Genomic DNA, 20,474 nt, shown 5'->3' with positions numbered 1-20,474 from the left:
GTCGGCAGGTCATGGGGTAAGGCGGTCAGGGTGTTCAGGGCGGTCTGGGTGCTCATGGCAGGGCGGGCCACCGGCCGGTGAAGTCGTGCACCGATTCGAACAGGGCCGCGGCGCGCAGCAGCGCGGCATCGCCGCGGATCCGTCCCACCAGCTGCAGGCCGACCGGCAGGCCATCCTGGCCAAAGCCGCACGGCAGGCTGATGGCGGGATGGCCGGTCAGGTTGAACGGCATGGTCCACGGGAACCAGCTTGCGCGCACATCGGGGCAGGCCTGGCCGTCGATCTCGATCTGGCCGAACAGGTCCTGCTCCAGCGGCAGCGCGGTGCGCGTGAGCGTGGGCATGGCGAGCCAGTCGGCATCCGCCAGCAGCGCCTGCACGCGCAGAAACAGCTGGGAGCGCGCGAACATGGCCTGCTGGTATTCCACCGCGGTGAACGCGGCGGCGGATTCGACCTGGCGCACGAAGGTCGGGCTCAGCGCGTCGCGGTGCTGCGCCACGATCGGCGCAAAGCGCGTGCGCCATACCGTATGGTTGATGGTGCGCCAGACCGGCTCGATGTCGAAGCCATCGCCGCTGAACGGCTCCAGTTCCGCGCCGAGCCCGCGCAGCTGCGCCAGGCTGACCTCGAACGCGCGCGCCACGTCGGCGGCCACCGGCCGCCCCGGCGGCGCCAGGCAATAGCGGATGCGGCGGCCGCGCAGATCGCCGTGCGGCCGCGCGGCGTCGACGTAGTCGGGCACGGGCACGCCGATCGACCACGGATCGCAGGCGTGCTCGCCGGCCATGGCCTGCAGCATCAGGCCGGTGTCCGCCACCGTGCGCGTGGTCGGGGTCACGTAGGTCTGGTTGCCGAACAGGTCCTGGGCCTGGCTGTGCGGCACCACGCCCTGGCTTTGCTTGATCCCGACCACGCCATTGCACGCGGCCGGGATGCGGGTCGAGCCGCCGCCGTCGGTGGCCACCGCCAGCGGGGCGATGCCGCTCGCCACCGCCACCGCGGCTCCGCCGCTGGAGCCGCCGCTGGTGCGCCCGGCGTGCCAGGCATTGCGGGTGCGGCCGAACAGCGGCGCATCGGTCAGGCACTTGGAGCCGAATTCCGGCGTGGTGGTCTTGCCCACCAGGATCGCGCCCTGCGCGCGCAGCCGCGCCACCGCCACGGCGTCTTCGGCGGGCACGTGGTCGCGCATCGGCACTGCGCCAAAGGTGGTGCGCACGCCCGCGGTGTTGACGATGTCCTTCACCGTGAAGGGAATGCCGTGCAGCGCGCCCAGCGGCGCGCCCGACATCAGCTGTGCTTCGGCCGCGCGCGCCGCAGTCATGGCCTCGTCCGCGCACAGCGTGATCAGGCAGTTCAGCGCGGGCTGCAGCCGGGCCGCGCGCTCCAGCACGGCCGCGGTCAGCTCGACCGGTGAAATCTCCTTGCGCCGGATGCGCTGCTGCAGTTCGGTTGCGCTGGCAAGGCAAAGCGCGTCGCTCATGGGTGGTGGCTCCGGGCGGTTGGGGACGTGGGGCGCGGTGGTTCCCCCATCTTACAACTTGCTGTGCGGGCCTCTCGCATGGCAGCCCGGATGACCTGGCGCGGGTGCGGCCTGCCCATCGCCACACGCCTCCGGTTCCTTGCGCGATAGGATGATTTTTTTTGCAAATCGCGCCAATTGACTGGCACAGCCGGCGCAATGCCGGCAGAATCCGGACAGTAGCGGCCGCAATCGCCCACCAGATCTGCCACATCATGACCACCGCCCCGACACTCCGACTCCGACACTGCGCCCCACCGGCGACCCGGCTGACCCTGCGCCGCAAGGCCGGCTGGCACCTGCCGGCCCCTGGCAACGGCTGAAGGGGCGCGCATGGCGCTGCCGCTGCTGATTGCGCTGCCGCTGCTGGCCGCGGCGCTGACGTGGTTGATCGGCACGCGTGCCCCGCGGCTGCTGGCGCCGGTCATCATCGGCCTGCCGCTGGCCGGGCTGATGCTGCTGCTGAGCCTGCGCGGCGAGGTCTTCGCGCAGCCGGGGCACGCACTCGGCTGGCGCGTGGCGTGGCTGCCCGCGCTCGGGCTGGACCTATCGCTGCGCCTCGACGGGCTGGCCTTCCTGTTCGCGCTGCTGGTGCTGGGCGTGGGCCTGCTGGTGATCCTGTATGCGCGCTACTACCTGGCGCGCAACGAATCGGCGGTGCGCTTCTTCTGCCTGCTGCTGCTGTTCATGGCGGCGATGCTGGGCGTGGTGCTGGCGGGCAACCTGCTGTTGCTGGTGGTGTTCTGGGAGCTGACCAGCATCCTGTCGTTCCTGCTGATCGGCTTCTGGTCGTGGCGCGCCGATGCGCGCCAGGGCGCGCGCATGGCGCTGGCGGTGACCGGCGGCGGCGGGCTGGCGCTGCTGGCGGGGGTGCTGCTGCTGGGCCATATCTGCGGCAGCTTCGAGCTGTCGGTGGTGCTGGCGCAGGCCGGCAAGGTGCAGCACCACCCGCTGTACCTGCCGATGCTGGTGCTGGTGCTGCTGGCGGTGTTCACCAAGTCGGCCCAGTTTCCGTTCAGCTTCTGGCTGCCGCACGCGATGGCCGCGCCCACCCCGGTTTCGGCCTACCTGCACTCGGCCACCATGGTCAAGGCCGGCGTGTTCCTGCTGGCGCGGCTCTATCCGGTGCTGGACGGCACCAACAGCTGGTTCTACCTGGTCAGCATGACGGGGCTGGCCACGCTGATCGTCGGCGCCGGGCTGGCGCTGCTGCAGCGGGACCTGAAGGGCCTGCTGGCGTATTCCACCATCAGCCACCTGGGGCTGATCACGCTGCTGTTCGGCCTCGATACCCAGCTCAGCACGGTGGCGGCGATCTTCCACATCATCAACCACGCGGTGTTCAAGGCGTCGCTGTTCATGGCCGCCGGCATCATCGACCATGAAACCGGCACGCGCGACCTGGACCGCCTGCGCGGCCTGGCCCGCTATATGCCGCATACCGCGGTGCTGGCGATCGTGGCGTCGCTGTCGATGGCGGGGGTGCCGCTGTTCAACGGCTTCCTCAGCAAGGAAATGTTCTTCGGCGAGACCCTGGCGCAGGGGCTGCTGGGCGAGTTCAACTGGGTGATCCCGGCCGCGGCCACCATGGCCGGCGCGCTGACCATGGCGTACTCGCTGCGCTTTATCTACGGCGTGTTCTTCGGCGGGGGCCGGCCCGACCTGCCCAACTACCCGCCGCACGAGCCGCCGCGCTTCATGAAGGTGCCGGTGGAATTCCTGGTGGTGATCTGCCTGGTGGTCGGGCTGGTGCCGGCCTACACCGTCGGCGACCTGCTCGCGGCCGCGTCGCTGGCGACGCTGCGCGCGCCGCTGCCCGAATACAGCCTGAACCTGTGGCACGGGGTCAACCTGCCGCTGCTGATGAGCCTGGTGTCGATGGCCGGCGGCGCGACCCTGTTCTTCCTGCGCCGCGACGCGCTGCGGCGCTGGCAGCAGGCGATCGAGCACCTGAGCGCGCGGCGCTCGTTCGAACACGGCATGCGCGCGCTGGAACGCTTTGCCGCGGCGGTCACGCGCTGGCTCGAAAACGGCTCGCTGCCAACCTATATCGCGTGGATGCTGCTGGCGATGCTGGCGCTGCCGGCCTATTTCCTGGCTGACCTCGCGGCGCTGGCCGGCAGCGTGCCGGCCGGCGCCATCGACCCGATCGGCGCCGCCGCGCTGGCCTTGCTGGCGCTGTGCGCGATCGCCGTGGTGGCGACGCACCGGCAGCGGCTGCTGGCGCTGGTGCTGCTGAGCGGCTGCGGGCTGATGGTGTCGCTGGTGTTCCTGCGCTTCTCGGCGCCCGACCTGGCGCTGACCCAGATCTCGGTCGAGGTGGTGACCATCCTGCTGCTGGTGCTGGCGCTGTTCTACCTGCCGCGCGAAACTCACGACAACCCGCACGACCGCGCGCGCGCCGGCCGCCGCGTGCGCGACGCCGTGCTGGCGCTGGGCGGCGGCACGCTGCTGGCAGTGGCGGCCTACGCGGTGATGACGCGGCCGTATGACCCGGTGTCGACGTTCTACATCGAGCAGGCGGTGCCTGGCGGCGGCGGGCACAACGTGGTCAACGTGCTGCTGGTCGACTTCCGCGGCTTCGACACGCTCGGCGAGATCTGCGTGCTGCTGGTCGCCGGGCTGGCGGTGCAGGCGCTGCTCAGGGGCATGCGCCTGCCGACCCCGTCGGCGGCGCCGGATGGCCTGCCGTGGACCAGCCAGGCGCATCCGCTGCTGCTGGCGATGCTGGCGCGGCTGATGCTGCCGCTGACGCTGCTGGTGGCGGCCTTCATCCTGCTGCGCGGGCACAACCAGCCGGGCGGGGGCTTTATCGCGGCGCTGATCACCTCGGTGGCGCTGCTGCTGCAATACGTTGCCAACGGCGTGCGCTGGACCGAAGCGCGCATCGCCCCGGACTACCGCGCCATCGCCGGCGCCGGCATCCTGCTGGCGGGGCTGACCGGCCTGGGAAGCCTGGCCTTCGGCCATCCGTTCCTGACCACCGCCTTCGGCCACTTCCACCTGCCCGGCATCGGCGAGGTGGAACTGGCCACCGCCATGATCTTCGACCTGGGAGTGTTCTGCACCGTGACCGGAACCACGCTGGTGATCGTGTCTCACCTGGGCGTCCGCAATCTGCCGCCGGCACAGGCCACGGAGGACGACTGATGGCCGCGCTCTATGCCATCGCCATCGGCATCCTGACCGCCGCCGGCATCTACCTGCTGCTGCGCGAGCGCGTGTTCACGGTGGTGCTGGGGCTGACGCTGCTGTCGTATGCGGTCAGCCTGTTCCTGCTCGGCATGGGGCGACTGTCGATCGGCCAGCCGCCGGTGATCGCGCCGGGAGCCAGCTATGCCGATCCGCTGCCGCAGGCCCTGGTGCTGACCGCCATCGTCATTGCTTTCGGCATGACCGCGTTCGCGGTGGTGCTGGCGCTGCGCTCGCTCGGGCTAACCGGCAGCGACCATGTCGACGCCGCCGGCCAGCCGGAGTCGCGCGACGGCCATGCTGCCGCAGGCAGCAACGCTGGTGACAAGGAGCCGCGGCCATGAACCATGCGGTGCTGCTGCCCATCCTGGTCCCGATGTTCGCCGGCGCGCTGCTGACGGCGATGCCTGCGCAGCGTTTGCACGCGCAGCGCCTGGCCAGCGCGGTGGCGACGCTGCTGCTGGTGCCGGTGGCGGTGCTGCTGCTGCGCCATGCGGCCGGCGGCGATATCGCGGTCTACGCCATGGGCGACTGGCGCGCGCCGTTCGGCATCGTGCTGCAGCTGGACCGTACCGGCGCGATCATGCTGGCGCTGACCGCGCTGCTGGCGGTGGCCGCGCTGGCCGCGGCCGGCGAGGGCACGGCGCGCCAGGGCCGGCACTTCCACGCGCTGTTCCAGTTCCAGCTGATGGGCCTGAACGGCGCGTTCCTGGCGGGCGACCTGTTCAACCTGTTCGTCTTCTTCGAGATCCTGCTGATCGCTTCCTACGCGCTGCTGGTGCATGGGGCGGGGCGCGCGCGGGTCGGCGCCGGCCTGCACTACGTGATCCTGAACCTGGTGGCGTCGTCGTTCTTCCTGGTCGCGATCGGCGTGCTGTACGGGCTCTCGGGCACGCTTAACATGGCGCACATGGGCCTGCGCCTGGCCGGGCTGCCGGCCCAGGACCTGCCGCTGGCGGTGGCCGCGGGCGCGATGCTGATGCTGGTGTTCGCGCTCAAGGCGGCGCTGTTCCCGCTGTACTTCTGGCTGCCGCGCGCCTATGGCAGCGCAACCGGGCCAGTGGCGGCGCTGTTCGCCATCATGACCAAGGTCGGCATCTATGCCATGCTGCGTTGCGATGCGCTGATCTTCGGCGGCGCGCAGGGGCTGCTGGGGCCGTTCCTGCACGACTGGGTGTTCGCGCTGGCGCTGGCCACGCTGGCGGTCGGGGCGCTGGGCGCGCTGGCCGCGACGACGCTGCGCGCCACCACCAGCTACCTGGTGGTGGCGTCGGTCGGGCTGCTGGCGGCGTGCGTGTCGATGCAAAGCCAGGCCGGCTGGGCCGCGGCGCTGTACTACCTCCTCAGCACCACGCTGTGCACCGCCGCGCTGTTCCTGCTGGCCGACGCGCTCGAGCCCGAAGCCGCGCGCACCGACGGCGCGCCGGTCATTGCCTCGCGCCTGGCCGGGCTGCTGTACCTGGTGGGCATGGTCGCGGCGGTGGGCCTGCCGCCGCTGTCGGGCTTCCTCGGCAAGGCCATGATCCTGCGCGCCACGCCGGCGCCGTGGATGCCGGTGCTGTGGCCGGCGGTGCTGGGCTCGAGCCTGCTGCTGCTGATCGCCGTCTCGCGCACCGGCACGCGGCTGCTGTGGCGCCTGCCGCATGAGGCACAGCGCGTCGCCGAAGGCGCCGAATACCTGGACGAAGACCATCCCGGCGCGGCGCGCCTGCGGGTGCGGCCGGACGCGCGCAAGCTGGCCTGCTGCCTGCTGCTGCTGGCCGGCAACCTGGCGCTGACGGTGGCCGCGCGTCCGGTCAGCGACTACGTGGCGGATGCCGCCGCGCAACTGCTGGACCGCGCCGCCTACCTGCGGGCGGTGCTGCCCGGCGAGCGGGGGTAGGCCATGTTGCGTCGTCTGCTGCCCCATCCCTGGCTGAGCCTGATCCTGATGCTGATGTGGCTGATGCTGGCGCAGAGCATTGCGTTGGGCCACTGGCTGCTGGGCGCCGCGCTGGGGTGGGCCATCGGCCGGCTGGCCGACCGCTGGCTGGTGCTGGGGGCTTTCCGCCTGTCGCGTCCGGACCTGATCCTGCGCCTGAGCTGCCATGTACTGATCGACATCGTCAAGGCCAACCTGGAAGTGGCGGTGATGGTGCTTGGGCGCACCGCGCGCCTGCGCCCGGCATTTATCGTGGTGCCGCTCGATGTCGAGCATGAACTCGCCACCACCGCGCTGATCAGCATCGTCTCGCTCAGCCCCGGCACGCTGTGCGCCGAACTGAGCGACGACCGCCGCGCCTTGCTGGTCCATGTGCTGGACCTGGAGGAAGAGGCCGCGCTGGTCGCGCTGATCAAGTCGCGCTATGAAACCCCGCTCAAGGAGATCTTCCAATGCTTGCCATCGTGATTCCGGTCTGCCTGGCGATCCTGGGCCTGGCCTTCCTGCTGACGCTGGGCCGGCTGCTGCGCGGGCCCAGCCTGCCCGACCGCATCGTCGCGCTCGACACGCTCAACATCAACGCCATCGCACTGATCGTGGTGCTGGGCATCAGCCTGGACTCGGCGATGTTCTTCGAAGCCGCGCTGCTGATCGCGGTGATGGGCTTCGTTGCCACCGTGGCGCTGTCGAAGTACCTGCAGCGCGGCGATATCATCGAATACTAGGAGGCCGGCCCATGCTGCATCCCGTTGCCGAATTCATCGTCTGTGCGCTGCTGCTGGTGGGCAGCGTGTTCATGCTGGTCGGGGCCATCGGCCTGTTCCGGCTGCCGGATTTCTTCATGCGCCTGCATGGGCCGACCAAGTCGACCACGCTCGGCGTGGGCGGCGTGGTGCTGGCCTCGGTGGCGTATTTCAGCTTCCGCGGCGACGCCAGCCTGCATGAGCTGCTGGTGACCGCGTTCCTGTTCCTGACGGCGCCGATCAGCGCCCATATGCTGGCCAAGGCCGCGCTGCAACGACAGCTGCCGGTAGACCCGCGCACGCGCGGCAGCGGCTGGATGCCGCGCATCCGCGATTGAACGGAGCGGGCGCCAGCGCGGTCCTGCGCGCTATTTCTCCTCGATGCGCGCGCGCAGCCGTTGCGCATCGAAGGGCGCCTTGACCTTCTTGTCGTTATCGAAGTAGCAGTAGATGTCCCGGTGCGCGGCGGCGCGAGGCCGTTTCGGCGAGATCCGCTGCGCATCGGCAGGCTCGCCGCCATTGGCCCACTTGACCAGTCGCGCGGCCCAGCGGTCCAGCGCCTCGTCGGAATAGGCGCCGCCGTACAGCGTCTCGGTGCCATGCAGGCGCAGGTACAGGAAATTGCTGGTGACGTCCTTTTTTTTTTTCAAGCAGAAGACGGCATACGAGATGACCAGCGCAACCCGGTGCCGGCGCAGCAGGGCCGGGAACTCGGGCGTGCAGAAGCTGGCGTGGCGGATTTCCACCGCATGCCGGATCGGGCGCCGGCGCCGGGTCTCGCACCACGGCTCCCTGACGTTGCGGTTGTGCTGGCGCGCCAGCTCGCGCGCGCTGTGCGTGTCGTGCGGAATCAGCGAGAGGAAGCGCTCCATGCGCTGCGGATCGAAGCCGAAGTTGGGCGGAAACTGCCACAGCACCGGCCCCAGCTTTTCCTCCAGCGCCAGCACGCCGGAGGCAAAGAAGTTTGCCATCGCCGGCCGCGCCGAGTCGTCGCGAAAGCGCAGCATGTGGGTCAGGTAGCGCGGACCCTTGACGCTGAACACAAACCCGGGCGGCGTGGCCTCATGCCAGGCGCGATAGCTTTTCGGCGTCTGCAGCGCATAGTGCGAACCGTTGATCTCGATGGTCTCGACCGCGCGCGACGCGTATTCGAGCTCGCGCCGCTGCGCCAGCCCCGCGGGATAGAACACGCCGCGCCAGCCGGCATAGCGCCAGCCTGAAATGCCGATCCGGATCATCGCGATGCCCTGGTCTGTACTTTTTGCAAGCGACGGCGCCACGGTTCATGCGTTTGACCCCGAAGTTCCGTCGCGCCAGCCTGTCGAGGCGATTCTCGCAAGATTCGCGCCTTGCGCAGACCTGCGCATTTACCGCATTTCAATACGGTCGCGGCGTCTCTTGACGCCGTTTTTATGTCGAAGTCCCTATCGTGGCGGGGCGTTCCGATGCGGACGCGCTCCTCAATCCGCCACCTTCGACCATGACCTTGCCTCGCATCTGCGCCGGCCGACAAACCGCAACTGCCGCGCTGGCCGCCGCCCTGTGGCTGGCCGGCGCCAAGCCCGTACTGGCGCAAGCCACCGCCAACGCGGCTGACGCCGCGGTCCACAGCTTCAGCGCCAACCTCGCGCTCGCCACCGACTACCGCTACCGCGGCCTGACCCAAAGCAACGGCCGCCCGGCGATCCAGGGCGGCTTCGACTACAGCCATGCCAGCGGCTTCTACCTGGGCAACTGGAACTCCAGCATCAGCTGGCTGGGCGACAGCCACCCGGACGTGTCCGCACCGATCGAGATGGACTTCTACGGCGGCTACCGCCATGCATTTGGCGACAGCGGCTGGAGCACCGACGTGGGCGTGCTGCAGTACTACTATCCGGGCAGCTATCCCGACCGCTATACCAGCCCCGACACCACCGAGCTTTACGCCGGCATCGGCTACGGCCCGGTGACGCTGAAATATTCCTACGCGCCGACCAACCTGTTCGGGCTGGCCGACAGCCGTCACAGCTGGTATGCCGACCTGTCGGCCAACGTTCCGCTCGGGTTTTGGGGGCTGACGCTCAACGCGCATGTGGGCTACCAGAAAGTGCAGGTCGCCGATGCCTCGTACGCCGACTGGAAGCTCGGCCTGACCAAGGAGCTGGGCCATGGCTTCGCGCTGGCGCTGGCGTATCTCGATACCAATGCCCGGCGCGCCGTGTACACCAGCGCCAGGGGGCGCTACCTTGGCCGCGCCACCGTGTGGGGCTCGCTGAGCAAGACCTTCTAGCGGGGGCGGTTTACATTGCCCGCGATGTGTCCTACACCCACTCAGGCAACCCCGGCGACTTTGCGGCCGGGCAGGCAAGGGGGGGACGGGCCATGGGCATGCAGCAGCAGGACAAGGTCTTTGCCGGGGCGATCGCCGAGGTCTACGAGGCCCTGATGGTGCCGATGATCTTTGCGCCCTATGCCGCCGACCTGGGACGGCGCATCGCCGCGCTGCGGCCGCGCCGGGTGCTGGAGCTGGCCGCCGGCACCGGGGCGCTCACGCGGGAGCTGGCCCGGCGCCTGCCGGCGGACACCCTGGTGGTCGCCACCGACCTCAATGCACCGATGCTGGCACGCGCGCAGGCCGCGGGCACCGCGCGCCCGGTGCAATGGCGCGAGGCCGACGCGCTGCGGCTGCCGTTCGACGACGCCAGCTTCGACCTGGTCGCGTGCCAGTTCGGCACGATGTTCTTCCCGGACAAGGGCAGGGCCTTTGCCGAGGCCCGCCGCGTGCTGGTGCCGGGCGGCACGCTGGTGTTCAACGTGTGGGACCGGATCGAGTTCAACGCCTTTGCCCGCGATATCACCGCGGCCCTGGCCACGCTGTTCCCCGAGGCGCCGCCCGATTTCATGGTCCGCGTCCCGCACGGTTACCACAGCCAGGCCGCGATCGAGCAGGACCTGCGCAGCGGCGGGTTTACGGCGGGCGCGGTATTCGAGACCGTCACCGAAACCAGCCACGCAGCCGCCGCGCGCATCGCCGCCACGGCGTTCTGCCAGGGCACGCCGCTGCGCACCGAGCTGGAAGCGCGCGGGCCGGACGCCCTGGCGCGCGCGACCGGTCACTGCGAGCGGGCGCTGATCCAGGCCTATGGCGCCGGGCCGCTGGCCGGCCCGATGCAGGCGCACGTGGTCATGGTCGCCGCGCCCTGAAGCCACGTCCGGGCCCTTCACGGCCCGCGCAGGGGGTGCGCAATTCGACGGCGGCAGCGAAGCGCCGGGCTGCAAATTCTGCAACGCTGCTCCGCGGCTTGCTCGATACGACTGCCGTACAGGCCATCACGGGAGCCAGCGTGCGGCCTTGCATCGTGGAACGAAAGTTGCGTGGTTCTGGCTTCCCGCTGCCGGCGGCCCGCTGCGGAAATCAGGGCCGGCCTGTACGGGGGAGCAAGTCCTCAGACCGACCGACGTGTCACGACAAGGAGTTGGCAATGAAACCAGGTTCGAGCGGGAAGACCGCAGGCAAGACCTCAGGCAAGACCGCTGGCAAGGCCGGCCCCGACCGGAAGAACCCGGGCGCGCGCATGGACCGCGACGCCAGCGAGATCAAGAGCCGCAGCGCCGATCCGGGGCAAAGCAGCTATGGCGGCTTCCGCAACGAGGATCCGCGCCGGCAGCACCAGGCTGAAACCGGCAAGCCGAAGAAGCCAGCGCGCTAGTGCCGCACGCTATTGCCGCAGGAAGCCGGAGATGGCTTCGGCATAGCGGCGCACCACGGCCTGGCGCTGGTGGTCGGCCAGGAACAGGCGCAGGCCTGGCTCGCTGCGGCGCGACTCGCCGGCGCAAACGGCCAGCATCGTTTCGCACAGCGAGTCCACGCCAGGGTCCACCACCCAGCCGAAGCCGTCGACCGCCTCGGGCAGCCCGCCGCGACGCGTGACGATGACTTCGCAGCCGGCTGCCAGGCCTTCGAGGGCGACGATGCCGAACGGCTCGTAGCCGATCGACGGCACCACCAGGCAGGCATGCTGCGCCAGCATCGCCGCCACCACCGCGGGCCGCTGCGCGCCGGCAAAGGTCACGGCCTCGGCGCACTCCAGGGTTGCCGCCAGGGCCACCAGCACCGCGTACTGCGGCCCGTCGCCGATCACCGTCAGGCGGGCCTCGGGCCGCATTGCGCGCAGCCTGGCGAAGCTGCGCAGCAACAGGTCGACTCCTTTCTCTGTGACCAGCCGCCCGACAAAGGCGAAGCTGCCCGCCGGGCGCGGCGCGGCAGCGGGCTGGAACATGTCGTCGCGATAGCCGTTGTGAATCACCAGTGGCTGGCCTGGCAGCCATCCGGCCAGGTACCGGCTGACGCAGATGTTGTGGTAGAAGCGCGACATCCAGCGCTTGACGTTGCCCGCCGTGAAACGCCGCGTCTCGCCATAGTGGCTGTATGGGCCATGATGCGTCAGCACGATGCGGCGCCGTAGCACAGTGGCCAGCAACACGTCGTAGAAAGTCAGGCCGACGAACACCACCAGCGGGTGCCGAAGCATGGCGCGCGCCAGCTCGGCCATGCCCGCCACGCGCGTGACCGGATAGGGGAACGCCGGCGCGTCGCCCGCGGCTGCCGGCGTGCGCGTCGCCAGCTCGATGCGATAGCCCAGCTCGGTCAGCCCCAGCGCCAGGTCTTCGGCAAAGCGCTCCATGCCGCCCACCGACGGGTGGAACGGCGCGCTGAATATCAGCAGATCGGGCAGCGGCGGCGCGATGTCCGGGGGCTCGGGCTGGCTCATCCTCGTTGCGCTCCATGGCTTGCACAGCACAGGCCCCGCTGGGGGGACGGCGATGTTCCAGCATGCCGGCAGCCGGTGCGGCGTTCTGTTCGCTGGCGCACGGTGGACAGTCCGGCGCAGGAGGCAACAGCGGACCCGCCACCGCATCGAGCGCCTTCAGGCGCCGCCGCGGGCGGTGGGACGAACGGTCAACTGCGCGTCCCGTATTGCAAAATGGGCTGGCCGGCAAGTGGTTAGAATCCCCGGTCCATGCAGCCGTTCAGCACCGTAGCGCGACGCTGCCCCGGCGGGGACCTCCCCGAGAACTGCAGGGCAGGGCGTGTCCTCTCCGGGACCTGCCCGCAGTGTCGAGACATAACGCGCATGCCCCCACGTACTTACTCTGTCGTGATCGCCGACGATCACCCGGTGATCCAGCTCGCGGTCAAGAGCACCCTGGGCGCGGTCCCCGACCTGAACGTCTGCGCGACGTGCTCGTCGGGCAAGGAACTGTTCGCCGCGCTGGTCACGCATCGCCCCGACCTGATCGTCACCGACTTCACCATGGGCCGTTCCGAGGGCAATGACGACGGGCTGCGCCTGATGCAGCGGCTCAGGCAGTCCAGCCCCGCCACGCCGGTGGTTGTGTTTACCATGCTGACAAATGGCGGCCTGCTCACGCGCCTCAGGGAGGCGGGCGTCGCCGCGATCGTCGGCAAGAACGAGGATCCGGCCGTGCTGCGGCAGATTTGCCTCGACGCGCTGGCCGGCCACCGCCAGCGCCTGTCGCCGGCGATCGCCGGCCTGATGGCGAGCGCCGGCGCGCGCGCCGATGGCGCCGCGAGCCCGCTGTCCCCCAGGGAGATCGAGGTGGTGCGCATGTTCGCGGCGGGCAGCACCGTCACGGCCATCGCCGCCTACCTGCATCGGTCGCTGGCGACCGTCGCGACGCAGAAGCGCTCGGCCATGCGCAAGCTGAACATCACCAGCAATGCCGACCTGGTCGCCTACGCGCGCGACCACGGCCTGGCATGACGCCCGGCCCGTTCGAGCCGCCCGCGCCGGCGCCAGCGCAGGCCGACCTGCAAGCCATCGAACGCAACCTGCAGCGAGAACGCCGGGTCTTTGCGATGGTGGCGCTGCTGCTGGCACTGGTCGTGGTCGCCAGCGCCGCGGCAACCGTGCTGGTCCGGCTGAACGGCTCGTTGCGCGCGCAGGAGCAGGTGGCCAGCCTGTATGAGCAAGGCGTGGTCGATGCCCTGCTGGCACGCCGCAGCACGCTGGCCGCGACCAACCTGATCCTGGAACTGCACGCCAGTGGCACGTTTCCGGCCGCGCCGGGGCGGCCGGGCGGCCACCTGTGCAGGCGGGTCGCGCCGTCTGCGCCCGCGGACGAGGTGCTGCAGCGCAGTTGCGACCAGGCGGTCCGTACGCTGACGGCCGCCAGCCAGAAGCCTTCGATCGAGATGATCTCGCTGGCCAGCGGCGCCATGTATCGCTACGAGGCGGCGCCGCCGCGAATGCCGCCCGCGGCGATCAGCGCCGCGGTGCTGGAGAGCTTCCGCAGCCGCGACCCCGACCTGCTGCAGGCGGCCAGAGAGAAGCGCGTGATCTGGAAGGGCATCCCGGCCGGCACGCACGGGCATGAGCCGGAGATACTCGGCGCATCGCTGGTCGCACAGGGCGACGCGCTCTACGCCATCGTGCTGACGCGCATGCCGCTGCGCGAGCTGCTGCGGCCAGCGGGGCCCGACCTGCCGATTCCCGAACCGGTCGTGTTCGACAGTGGCGGCACGCCGCTGGTGGCAGCGGCTGCGCGCGCCGGCATGCAGCGCCTGGACCAGCGGCTGGCGCTGCAGCCGGACGGGCTGTTCCACTGGGTTGCGGACTATGGCTGGGCCTTGCGCCGCCCGCCGCTGGTGGCCGACTTCGGGCACCTGATCTTTGCGCTGCCGATCGGCCACCAGCTTCGGGACATGGCGGGCGAGCTGAGCGTGATCGGCCTGATCGCCGCCGTGCTTATCGGCTTGCTGCTTGCGATGTACCGCTACTGGAACTATCGCTTCCTCACCGGCACCTATGCCGAATCGGCGCGCGCGCAGCGGCTGCTGCACGAGGCGAAGCTCGCCAGCGATGCTGCCGCCAGGGCCAGGGTGGCGTTCTTTGCGTCGATGAGCCATGAGATACGCACGCCGCTTGCGTCGCTGCTGGGCAACATGGAGCTGGTCGCGATGGGCGCGCTGGAACCGGCGCAGCGGGCACGCGTCAGTGCCATGCAGATGTCGGCCGAGGGCCTGCTGCAGATCGTCAACGACGTGCTCGACTTTTCCCGCATCGATGTCGGCGCCTTCAGCCTTGCCGAGGAACCGGTATCCGTCACGACGTTTTTCAGCGCAATCGCGCTCGCGCACGCGCCGCTGGCGGGGCAGCGCAAGCTGGGCTTCCTGGCGGTGTACGGCAGCGAGCTGCCCGCAAGCGTCGAACTCGATCCGGTGCGCGTGACCCAGATCGTCGGCAACCTGCTCGGCAATGCGTTCAAGTTCACGCCAGCGGGCAAGGTCGTGCTGCGCGCGCGGTGGGTGGACGGGCACCTGGAGATCGTCGTCTCCGATACCGGCATCGGCATCGCCGAGGCGTGCAAGGGGCGGCTGTTCCAGCCGTTCTCCCAGGCCGGCGACAGCCGCCTCAGCCAGGCGCGTGGAACCGGGCTTGGCCTGTCGGTCTGCCTGCGGCTGGTGGAGCGGATGCAGGGTCATATCGCGCTGGACAGCATGGTGGGAGTCGGCACGCGGGTCACGGTGCGCCTGCCGCTGCGGGTGGCCGATGCGGCGCCGTCGCCGCGGCTGCGGCTGCCGCGCAGCCGGACGCTGGTGCTGGCGCGCGAGGCCGAATGTCTCGAAGGCCTGCTGAACCATTTCGACTGGGGCGCATGCCAGCCATCGGCGCGCACGGACACCGATGCGCCGGTGGACGCCGACAGCCATGACTGCCTGCTGGTGGCCGATGGCTTCGATCCCGCCGAAGTCATCGCCTGGTGGCGCAGGCCGGCCGCGATCGTGTGGCTGAAGCAGTCTGGGCCGCCCGTCGCGACCACGCGGCCCGACGGCGGCAGCGAGGTGTCAGCCTACAGCCTGACCGGCATCCACGCCGCCGTCGTGGCGGTGGTAAACAAGGTGCAGGCGTTGCCGCAGCCGGCCGCCAGCCAGGCCGGCCTCGATGAACCGGCGCGCGTGCCTGCGCCGCTGGCCGGACGCGTGGTGCTGGTCGCCGAAGACAACCTGCTCAACCGCAACCTGCTGCGGGACCAGCTGCTCGCCCTGGGGGCCAGCGTGATCGAGGCGGGCAACGGCGACGAGGCCATGGCCATGCTGCGACAACATGGCGATGGCGTGGACGCGCTCCTGACCGACATCGACATGCCGGTGATGAACGGCTTCGACCTGCTCGGCGAAATCAGAGCTGCCGGCATGCCAATCCCGGCGTATGCCGTGAGCGCCAGCGCGCAGCCCGGCGACGTCGCGCGCGGGATGGCGGGCGGGTTCAGCGGCTACCTGACCAAGCCGGTGTCTCTCGCCGCGCTCGCCTCGGTGCTTGCCCGCATCGACGCTACGGCAGGGCAGCGGCAAGCCGCACAGGCTGCCACGCCGGCGGATGAGGCGCTGCCCGAACTGCCGGCGGTGCCCGGCGAATATGCCGAAGCCTTCCTTGCGCAGACTGGCGCGGACCTGGCGCAATACGATGCCATCCGGGCCGCGCGCGACGTGCATCGGCTGGAACGGCTGCTGCATCGCATCTCGGGCACCCTGGCCGTGCTCGGCGGCTCGCAGCTGGCCGAGCTGTGCGCCGACCTGCGCGACTATGCGACGGAAAAGATGGACAAGGCGAACGAGGCGGAGTGGGACGACGAGATCGAATGCCAGTCCGGCTTCATCGCGCAGTGCCTGCGGCGGATGTGCGAGGCGCTGGTGGCCGGCCAGGCGGCCGCTTAAAAGCTGCTAGAGGACGGCGCACGCTTCGGCGCTGCCGGCCAGCATCAGCCCGACCGGCGCGTCGCTGCGCAGCAGCACGCACAGGTAGCCGCCGGTGAGTTCCTCCAGACGTCGGTCCTGCCACAGCGGTGGCAGCGGCACCGTGGCGGCGTGCCGCTTGCCTCCGGCGGACCCGGCGCCGGGCGCGCCGGTGGCGGCATCGGTCCAGCTGACCTCGATCGCCTTGTCGGGCCGCTCGCCAGGGAAGCAGAACGTCGGCGACGACTGCGAGTGGCGCGACACCGGCCCGGTTTCGCAACGGCCGGCGCGCACGCCGGTCACGTCATGGCCGGTACGGTTGACGGCGACGATCCGCGTCCATGGCCACGGTTCCTGGAACGGGTTCAGGGTCTCGGCAGTGGGAATCGCGCATCCGCTCAGGGTGCTTGCGGCGGCAATGACGCCGGCGCACATCAGGGAAACAGCATTCATGGTGGCAACGGGTTCACGCGGACCCGGGCGAAACCCGGGTGTGTGCGAAGGCCGTCAGCGTATGCGCGGCCGGGGCGCGCGGGCTATCACAGGACTTCGAATCCGCGCGGCAAGGCCGGGCTGCGGTGAATGTGTCGAGCGTCCCGTGCCGACTTTCTAATTCCTTTGATAGCCGGAGACCGAGGCGCTGCCATAAGGTGTGCGCTCTGCCGGGACGCGGCCGGCGCGCCGGTGCGCATCGACGGCCGCGCAAGGACTTCGGAGAAACTGCAAACATGATCGAGAACTGCCGATCGGCTGCCACGGCGACAGCCATCGCACTGCTGGTGATGGCCGGCGCGCAGGCGCATGCCCGGCACCCGGCCACGCCCGCGCAGCCAGCGGCCTCGGACCTGCCGCCCGCATGCACGGGTGCCGGGCTTGCCGCGACCACGGCGGCGTGCCGCGCTGCGGACGATCCCGGCCGCAGCAAGTACAACCTGCTGTACGCCGACGACGCGCCGGAAGCCGTGGACACCGTGCCGCAAACAGAACCCGCGCCCTCGGACCAGCCGGCGCGACGCACCTCGCTGGACGCGCCCCGCGCGGGCTTGCACGGCGCGGCGGCAGGCTCCTAGGCCCATGTGCGCGGCAGCGCCGCGCCCCGTGTTCCATCCCATCGTTACGTCATGAAACTGCGACCACACCTGCTGGCGGGCATCGCCCTGCTGGCGTCGACTGAACCCGCGTTCGCCTCGCTGCTCAGCGGCAAGGCACTCGAGACCGCCGCCAACGCCATCTCCTGGGTGGTGCTGGTGTTCGTGCCGGCAGGCGCGATCTACCTGTTCTGGATGCTCCATATCTGGCCGGAGCGGATCGCGCAGCGCAAGCGCCATCCGCAGCAGGAGGCGATCCACGCGCTGTGCCTGCTCTCGCTGTTCTTCGGCGGGCTGCTATGGCCGCTGGCCTGGCTCTGGGCGCATACCAAGCCGGTGTTCTACCGGGCCGCCTATGGCACCGACAAGGCACCGGAAGACCATGGCGCCGCGGCGCAGCGCGTCGCCAGCGCCATGCGCGGGCGCAAGGAGCCGACCTGAATGGACGCTCTGCTGCTTGCGGCCTACGCGCTGGTTGTATGGCTGATCTTCTTCAAGTTCAGATGGCTGCCGTGGAACGCGACCGCGATGGTGATCGTGGTCACGATCCCGGTGGTCGCGCTGACGCTGATGGTCCTGACGCTCAACGTGGTCGCGCCGTCTTCCCATGACGTGCGCGTCATCGGCAAGGTCCTGCAGGTGGTGCCGCAGGTACGCGGTCGCATCGTCGAGCTCCCGGCCGAGGGAAACCGGCGCTACCGGAAGGGCGATGTGCTGCTGCGCATCGATCCGACTCCGTATCAGGCCTCGGTGCGCCAGCTCGAGCGCCGGCTGATGGCCGACGACGCCGCGCTGGCCGAGGCGCAGGCATCGGCGCGCCAGCTCGGCGAATCCGTGCGTGGCGCGGCCGGCAGGGTGAGCACGGTGACGGCCAGGCTGACACTGGCGCGCCAGCGGCTCAAGGAACAGGATGCGCTGCTCGCGGCCGGCGCGGGCGCGAAGTTCGATCGGGATGAGGCGCTGTCGCGCCAGCGCGAACTGGAAGGCGAACTGGCCAGCGCGCAGGCCGCCGAGGACGAGGCCAGGCAGAAGCTGTCCGCCAAAAGCCAGGGCGAGTACGCGGCCATCGCCACGGCGCGCGCCCGGCGCGCGGAAACCGAAGTCCTGCTGGAGCAGGCCAGGTGGGAGCTGGAGCAGACGGTGTACCGCGCCCCCGCCGATGGCAGGGTCGTGAACCTGCAGGTGCGCGTCGGCACCATGCTGGTCCCGTTCCCGTTCTCGCCGGCCTTCAGCTTTGTCGAGGACCAGCAGGAGGTGCTCGCCTTCTACCGGCAGAACGAGCTCTACCGGGTCAGGGAAGGCGACCTCGCGGAGATCTTTCTGCCCACGCATCCGGGCCAGATCATCAAGGCGCGGGTCGACTCGATCGTCTGGGCGCAAGCGCAGGGGCAGGTGGCGCAGGGCGGCATGATCCCGAGCACGGGCACCACCGACGCCGTGCCCAACCGCTTCGCGGTCAAGCTGGCGCTGCTTGAAGCGTCAAGGCAGCACCTGCCCGTCGGTGCCGTCGGCGCCGGCGCAATCTATACCGAACACCTGAAGATGTTCCATATCGTCCGGATGGTGTTCCTGCGCGTCAGCTCCAAGCTCAACTACCTGGTACTCAAACTTCACTAGAGGGATGCCCGTGTCGTCATACGCCAAGAAGAGGGTTCCGGCGGCGCTGTCGATGGCTGCCGCGATGCTCTGCGGCTGCGCCCTGCAGGCGCCGCCAGAAGGCGCCGACCTGATGCGCCAGGCCGTGCCGGTGCTTGAAGGCAAGCCCGCCTGGGTCAACCCTGCCGTGGCGGGCAACCCCGCCGACGGCTGGCTTGCCAGCTTCGACGATGCCGAACTGCAGCGGCTGGTGCGCGAGGCCATCGCGCACAACGGCGACCTGCGGCTCGCCGAGGTACGGGTCCGGCAGGCGCAGGCGCTGGTCGCCATCGAGGGCAGCGGCCTGCTGCCGGATGCGGCCGTGAAGGGCAGGGCGGGCAATTCCGAGACCCAGATCCTTTCCATCGGCGCAAGCTGGGAAATCGACCTGTGGGGACGCATCCGCGCGCAGGCGCGGGCCGGACAATCCCGCTACGCTGCCGCGCGGGACGACCAGCTGTGGGCCCGGCGCGTCGTCGCCGCGGCCACGGCCCGGGCATGGTTCACGCTGATCCAGCACGCGCAACGCGAAGCGCGGCTGCGGCAAGCCGTCGCCATCCACGACCAGCTGCTGCGCATCGCCGGCCAGCGGGTTGCCATCGGCGCCGCGCCGGACACCGAGCTGGTGCAGGCGCGCAATGCGCGCCGGTCGCGGGTCGATGCGCTGGAGTCGGCAAGGCTGGCCAGCAGCCAGGCCGCGCAGGCGCTGGAACTGCTGCTGGGACGCTATCCGGCCGGCGAGATCGGCAGCATGGCGTCCGGGCGCGACCTGCCGCCCGTGCCCCCGGCGCCGCAGGCCGGGTTGCCCGCGGACCTGCTCGACCGCCGCCCGGACCTGAGCGCGGCCGCGCACCAGGTTGCCGCGGCTTTCGATATGAAGCAGTCGGCGCAGGCGGCGCGCCTGCCGCGCATTGCCATCAGTGCCGCCATCACCGATATCCGCAGCGACGTATTCCTGCTCAACCAGGCCGGCAGCCCAATCAAGGGACTGAACGGCTCCTTCTTCGCGCCGCTCTTCAGCGGCGGCGAACTCAAGGCCCGGGTCGACTACTACACCGCCGAACAAAAGGCCGCCCTGATCGCCTATGGCAACCAGGCGCTGGCCGCGCTGGGCGAGGTCGAAGCGGCGCTGCAGGCCGAATCCAGCCATGCCGGGCGCACCCGGCAACTGCAGGACCGGGTAGCCGAAAGCCGGGAGCTGGTCCGGCGCGAGGAAGCCCGTGCCGGGATAGGCGCGTCCGACATGCGCGGCGTGCTGAAGGAGCGCCAGTCATTGCTGGCGGCCGAGATCGACTGCATCGACGCGCACGGCCGGCACCTCCAGCAGCGGATCGCGCTGTTGTTGGCGCTGGGCGGAGACTGGAGCGCGGCGGCGGGCTGACTTGCCGTTGCTGGCGGGCGCCGCCTGAGCGCTGCCGACCAGCTCGCCAGCCAGGCGCGGCGGCTGCGCGGCTCCTTGGGCGGGCGCAGCTTGCGCGGCCAGAAGCCGGCGTCGATCATGAGCCGGCGCACCGTCTCCTTGGCGAGATCGATGGCATGGCGCTCGCGCAGCTTCTCGGCGGCGAGCGTCGGCCCGAAGTCGGACATTTGAACTTAGCCGGAACCGGACATTACCGCTGAGCTGCTACAAGCTACT

The 20,474-nt window shown here is 70.1% G+C and carries 19 protein-coding genes; 15 read left to right on the top strand and 4 right to left on the bottom strand.

All coding sequences use genetic code 11. From position 1 onward, the window contains the following. Positions 1–52: 52 nt before the first annotated feature. Positions 53–1,480 carry an amidase gene (locus CBM2588_RS09095; protein ID WP_115680261.1) on the bottom strand — a complete coding sequence of 476 codons (1,428 nt, stop codon included), beginning with the start codon at positions 1,478–1,480 and terminating at the stop codon, positions 53–55. A gap of 372 nt (positions 1,481–1,852) precedes the next feature. On the opposite strand from CBM2588_RS09095, the gene CBM2588_RS09090 reads away from it, so the two are divergent. Genes CBM2588_RS09090 through CBM2588_RS09065 form a run of 6 tightly spaced genes read left to right on the top strand, consistent with a single transcriptional unit; the run spans position 1,853 to position 7,713 of the window. Beyond that, positions 1,853–4,669: a monovalent cation/H+ antiporter subunit A gene (locus CBM2588_RS09090; RefSeq protein ID WP_115680260.1), complete on the top strand. Its 2,817-nt coding sequence runs from the start codon at positions 1,853–1,855 to the stop codon at positions 4,667–4,669. Further along, positions 4,669–5,055, top strand: a complete 387-nt coding sequence (locus CBM2588_RS09085) for a Na+/H+ antiporter subunit C (protein WP_115680259.1) — start codon at positions 4,669–4,671, stop codon at positions 5,053–5,055. Before CBM2588_RS09090 ends, CBM2588_RS09085 begins: the two co-directional genes overlap by 1 nt. Next, positions 5,052–6,593, top strand: coding sequence for a monovalent cation/H+ antiporter subunit D (locus tag CBM2588_RS09080; protein ID WP_115680258.1), 1,542 nt, complete (start codon positions 5,052–5,054; stop codon positions 6,591–6,593). Before CBM2588_RS09085 ends, CBM2588_RS09080 begins: the two co-directional genes overlap by 4 nt. A gap of 3 nt (positions 6,594–6,596) precedes the next feature. Beyond that, the gene (locus CBM2588_RS09075; RefSeq protein WP_115680257.1) at positions 6,597–7,100 is read left to right on the top strand and encodes a Na+/H+ antiporter subunit E; all 504 of its coding nucleotides are present in this window, start codon (positions 6,597–6,599) and stop codon (positions 7,098–7,100) included. Beyond that, a complete protein-coding gene (locus CBM2588_RS09070; protein ID WP_115680256.1) occupies positions 7,085–7,357 on the top strand; it encodes a K+/H+ antiporter subunit F in 273 nt (90 codons plus the stop codon). The genes CBM2588_RS09075 and CBM2588_RS09070 overlap by 16 nt, the downstream gene beginning before the upstream one ends. An 11-nt stretch (positions 7,358–7,368) precedes the next feature. After that, positions 7,369–7,713, top strand: a complete 345-nt coding sequence (locus CBM2588_RS09065) for a Na+/H+ antiporter subunit G (RefSeq protein ID WP_013956828.1) — start codon at positions 7,369–7,371, stop codon at positions 7,711–7,713. A 30-nt stretch (positions 7,714–7,743) separates the two neighbouring features. Here the strand turns inward: CBM2588_RS09065 and CBM2588_RS09060 are convergent, their stop codons facing one another. Next, positions 7,744–8,613 carry a DUF72 domain-containing protein gene (locus CBM2588_RS09060; RefSeq protein WP_115680255.1) on the bottom strand — a complete coding sequence of 290 codons (870 nt, stop codon included), beginning with the start codon at positions 8,611–8,613 and terminating at the stop codon, positions 7,744–7,746. 242 nt (positions 8,614–8,855) lie between these two features. Here CBM2588_RS09060 and CBM2588_RS09055 point away from each other — a divergent pair, with 242 nt between their 5' ends. The 3 genes from CBM2588_RS09055 to CBM2588_RS09045 all read left to right on the top strand — a co-directional run bounded on the left by CBM2588_RS09055 (position 8,856) and on the right by CBM2588_RS09045 (position 11,067). Then, positions 8,856–9,647 (top strand): TorF family putative porin, encoded by a 792-nt coding sequence (locus CBM2588_RS09055; RefSeq protein ID WP_115680254.1) that lies wholly within the window; start codon positions 8,856–8,858, stop codon positions 9,645–9,647. A gap of 92 nt (positions 9,648–9,739) precedes the next feature. Continuing rightward, on the top strand, positions 9,740–10,561 hold the full coding sequence (locus CBM2588_RS09050) for a class I SAM-dependent methyltransferase (RefSeq protein WP_115680253.1): 822 nt from the start codon (positions 9,740–9,742) through the stop codon (positions 10,559–10,561). Positions 10,562–10,839: 278 nt separating this feature from the next. After that, a complete protein-coding gene (locus CBM2588_RS09045) occupies positions 10,840–11,067 on the top strand; it encodes a hypothetical protein (RefSeq protein WP_115680252.1) in 228 nt (75 codons plus the stop codon). Between the two features lie 9 nt (positions 11,068–11,076). Here the strand turns inward: CBM2588_RS09045 and CBM2588_RS09040 are convergent, their stop codons facing one another. Next, a complete protein-coding gene (locus CBM2588_RS09040) occupies positions 11,077–12,129 on the bottom strand; it encodes a glycosyltransferase family 4 protein (protein WP_115680251.1) in 1,053 nt (350 codons plus the stop codon). A 363-nt stretch (positions 12,130–12,492) separates the two neighbouring features. Here CBM2588_RS09040 and CBM2588_RS09035 point away from each other — a divergent pair, with 363 nt between their 5' ends. Then, positions 12,493–13,143 carry a response regulator transcription factor gene (locus CBM2588_RS09035; protein ID WP_115680250.1) on the top strand — a complete coding sequence of 217 codons (651 nt, stop codon included), beginning with the start codon at positions 12,493–12,495 and terminating at the stop codon, positions 13,141–13,143. Further along, positions 13,140–16,097, top strand: coding sequence for a hybrid sensor histidine kinase/response regulator (locus CBM2588_RS09030; protein WP_115680249.1), 2,958 nt, complete (start codon positions 13,140–13,142; stop codon positions 16,095–16,097). The genes CBM2588_RS09035 and CBM2588_RS09030 overlap by 4 nt, the downstream gene beginning before the upstream one ends. 6 nt (positions 16,098–16,103) lie before the next feature. Here the strand turns inward: CBM2588_RS09030 and CBM2588_RS09025 are convergent, their stop codons facing one another. Continuing rightward, a complete protein-coding gene (locus CBM2588_RS09025) occupies positions 16,104–16,568 on the bottom strand; it encodes a hypothetical protein (RefSeq protein WP_115680248.1) in 465 nt (154 codons plus the stop codon). Between the two features lie 275 nt (positions 16,569–16,843). Between CBM2588_RS09025 and CBM2588_RS09020 the strand changes: the two genes are divergently transcribed. Genes CBM2588_RS09020 through CBM2588_RS09005 form a run of 4 tightly spaced genes read left to right on the top strand, consistent with a single transcriptional unit; the run spans position 16,844 to position 20,219 of the window. Continuing rightward, positions 16,844–17,185, top strand: a complete 342-nt coding sequence (locus CBM2588_RS09020) for a hypothetical protein (RefSeq protein WP_115680247.1) — start codon at positions 16,844–16,846, stop codon at positions 17,183–17,185. A 51-nt stretch (positions 17,186–17,236) separates the two neighbouring features. Continuing rightward, the gene (locus CBM2588_RS09015; RefSeq protein WP_115680246.1) at positions 17,237–17,644 is read left to right on the top strand and encodes a DUF3302 domain-containing protein; all 408 of its coding nucleotides are present in this window, start codon (positions 17,237–17,239) and stop codon (positions 17,642–17,644) included. Continuing rightward, the gene (locus tag CBM2588_RS09010; protein ID WP_115680245.1) at positions 17,645–18,820 is read left to right on the top strand and encodes an HlyD family secretion protein; all 1,176 of its coding nucleotides are present in this window, start codon (positions 17,645–17,647) and stop codon (positions 18,818–18,820) included. It abuts the gene before it with no gap. 10 nt (positions 18,821–18,830) lie between these two features. Next, positions 18,831–20,219: an efflux transporter outer membrane subunit gene (locus CBM2588_RS09005; RefSeq protein WP_115681446.1), complete on the top strand. Its 1,389-nt coding sequence runs from the start codon at positions 18,831–18,833 to the stop codon at positions 20,217–20,219. Positions 20,220–20,474: the final 255 nt, after the last annotated feature.

The sequence above is a fragment of the Cupriavidus taiwanensis genome (genome assembly GCF_900250075.1).
In the GTDB taxonomy this organism is placed as follows: domain Bacteria; phylum Pseudomonadota; class Gammaproteobacteria; order Burkholderiales; family Burkholderiaceae; genus Cupriavidus; species Cupriavidus taiwanensis_C.
The sequence above is the reverse complement of the archived record's forward strand: the minus strand, read 5'-3'. Positions and strand labels throughout refer to the sequence as shown.

Coding starts and splice junctions, on each gene's coding strand:
- CBM2588_RS09060 (WP_115680255.1), bottom strand. CDS start 8,613: ATGATCCGGATCGGCATTTCAGGCTGGCGCTATGCCGGCTGGCGCGGC.
- CBM2588_RS09050 (WP_115680253.1), top strand. CDS start 9,740: ATGGGCATGCAGCAGCAGGACAAGGTCTTTGCCGGGGCGATCGCCGAG.
- CBM2588_RS09065 (WP_013956828.1), top strand. CDS start 7,369: ATGCTGCATCCCGTTGCCGAATTCATCGTCTGTGCGCTGCTGCTGGTG.
- CBM2588_RS09035 (WP_115680250.1), top strand. CDS start 12,493: ATGCCCCCACGTACTTACTCTGTCGTGATCGCCGACGATCACCCGGTG.
- CBM2588_RS09090 (WP_115680260.1), top strand. CDS start 1,853: ATGGCGCTGCCGCTGCTGATTGCGCTGCCGCTGCTGGCCGCGGCGCTG.
- CBM2588_RS09025 (WP_115680248.1), bottom strand. CDS start 16,568: ATGAATGCTGTTTCCCTGATGTGCGCCGGCGTCATTGCCGCCGCAAGC.
- CBM2588_RS09015 (WP_115680246.1), top strand. CDS start 17,237: ATGAAACTGCGACCACACCTGCTGGCGGGCATCGCCCTGCTGGCGTCG.
- CBM2588_RS09045 (WP_115680252.1), top strand. CDS start 10,840: ATGAAACCAGGTTCGAGCGGGAAGACCGCAGGCAAGACCTCAGGCAAG.
- CBM2588_RS09070 (WP_115680256.1), top strand. CDS start 7,085: ATGCTTGCCATCGTGATTCCGGTCTGCCTGGCGATCCTGGGCCTGGCC.
- CBM2588_RS09055 (WP_115680254.1), top strand. CDS start 8,856: ATGACCTTGCCTCGCATCTGCGCCGGCCGACAAACCGCAACTGCCGCG.
- CBM2588_RS09085 (WP_115680259.1), top strand. CDS start 4,669: ATGGCCGCGCTCTATGCCATCGCCATCGGCATCCTGACCGCCGCCGGC.
- CBM2588_RS09040 (WP_115680251.1), bottom strand. CDS start 12,129: ATGAGCCAGCCCGAGCCCCCGGACATCGCGCCGCCGCTGCCCGATCTG.
- CBM2588_RS09010 (WP_115680245.1), top strand. CDS start 17,645: ATGGACGCTCTGCTGCTTGCGGCCTACGCGCTGGTTGTATGGCTGATC.
- CBM2588_RS09080 (WP_115680258.1), top strand. CDS start 5,052: ATGAACCATGCGGTGCTGCTGCCCATCCTGGTCCCGATGTTCGCCGGC.
- CBM2588_RS09075 (WP_115680257.1), top strand. CDS start 6,597: ATGTTGCGTCGTCTGCTGCCCCATCCCTGGCTGAGCCTGATCCTGATG.
- CBM2588_RS09030 (WP_115680249.1), top strand. CDS start 13,140: ATGACGCCCGGCCCGTTCGAGCCGCCCGCGCCGGCGCCAGCGCAGGCC.
- CBM2588_RS09095 (WP_115680261.1), bottom strand. CDS start 1,480: ATGAGCGACGCGCTTTGCCTTGCCAGCGCAACCGAACTGCAGCAGCGC.
- CBM2588_RS09020 (WP_115680247.1), top strand. CDS start 16,844: ATGATCGAGAACTGCCGATCGGCTGCCACGGCGACAGCCATCGCACTG.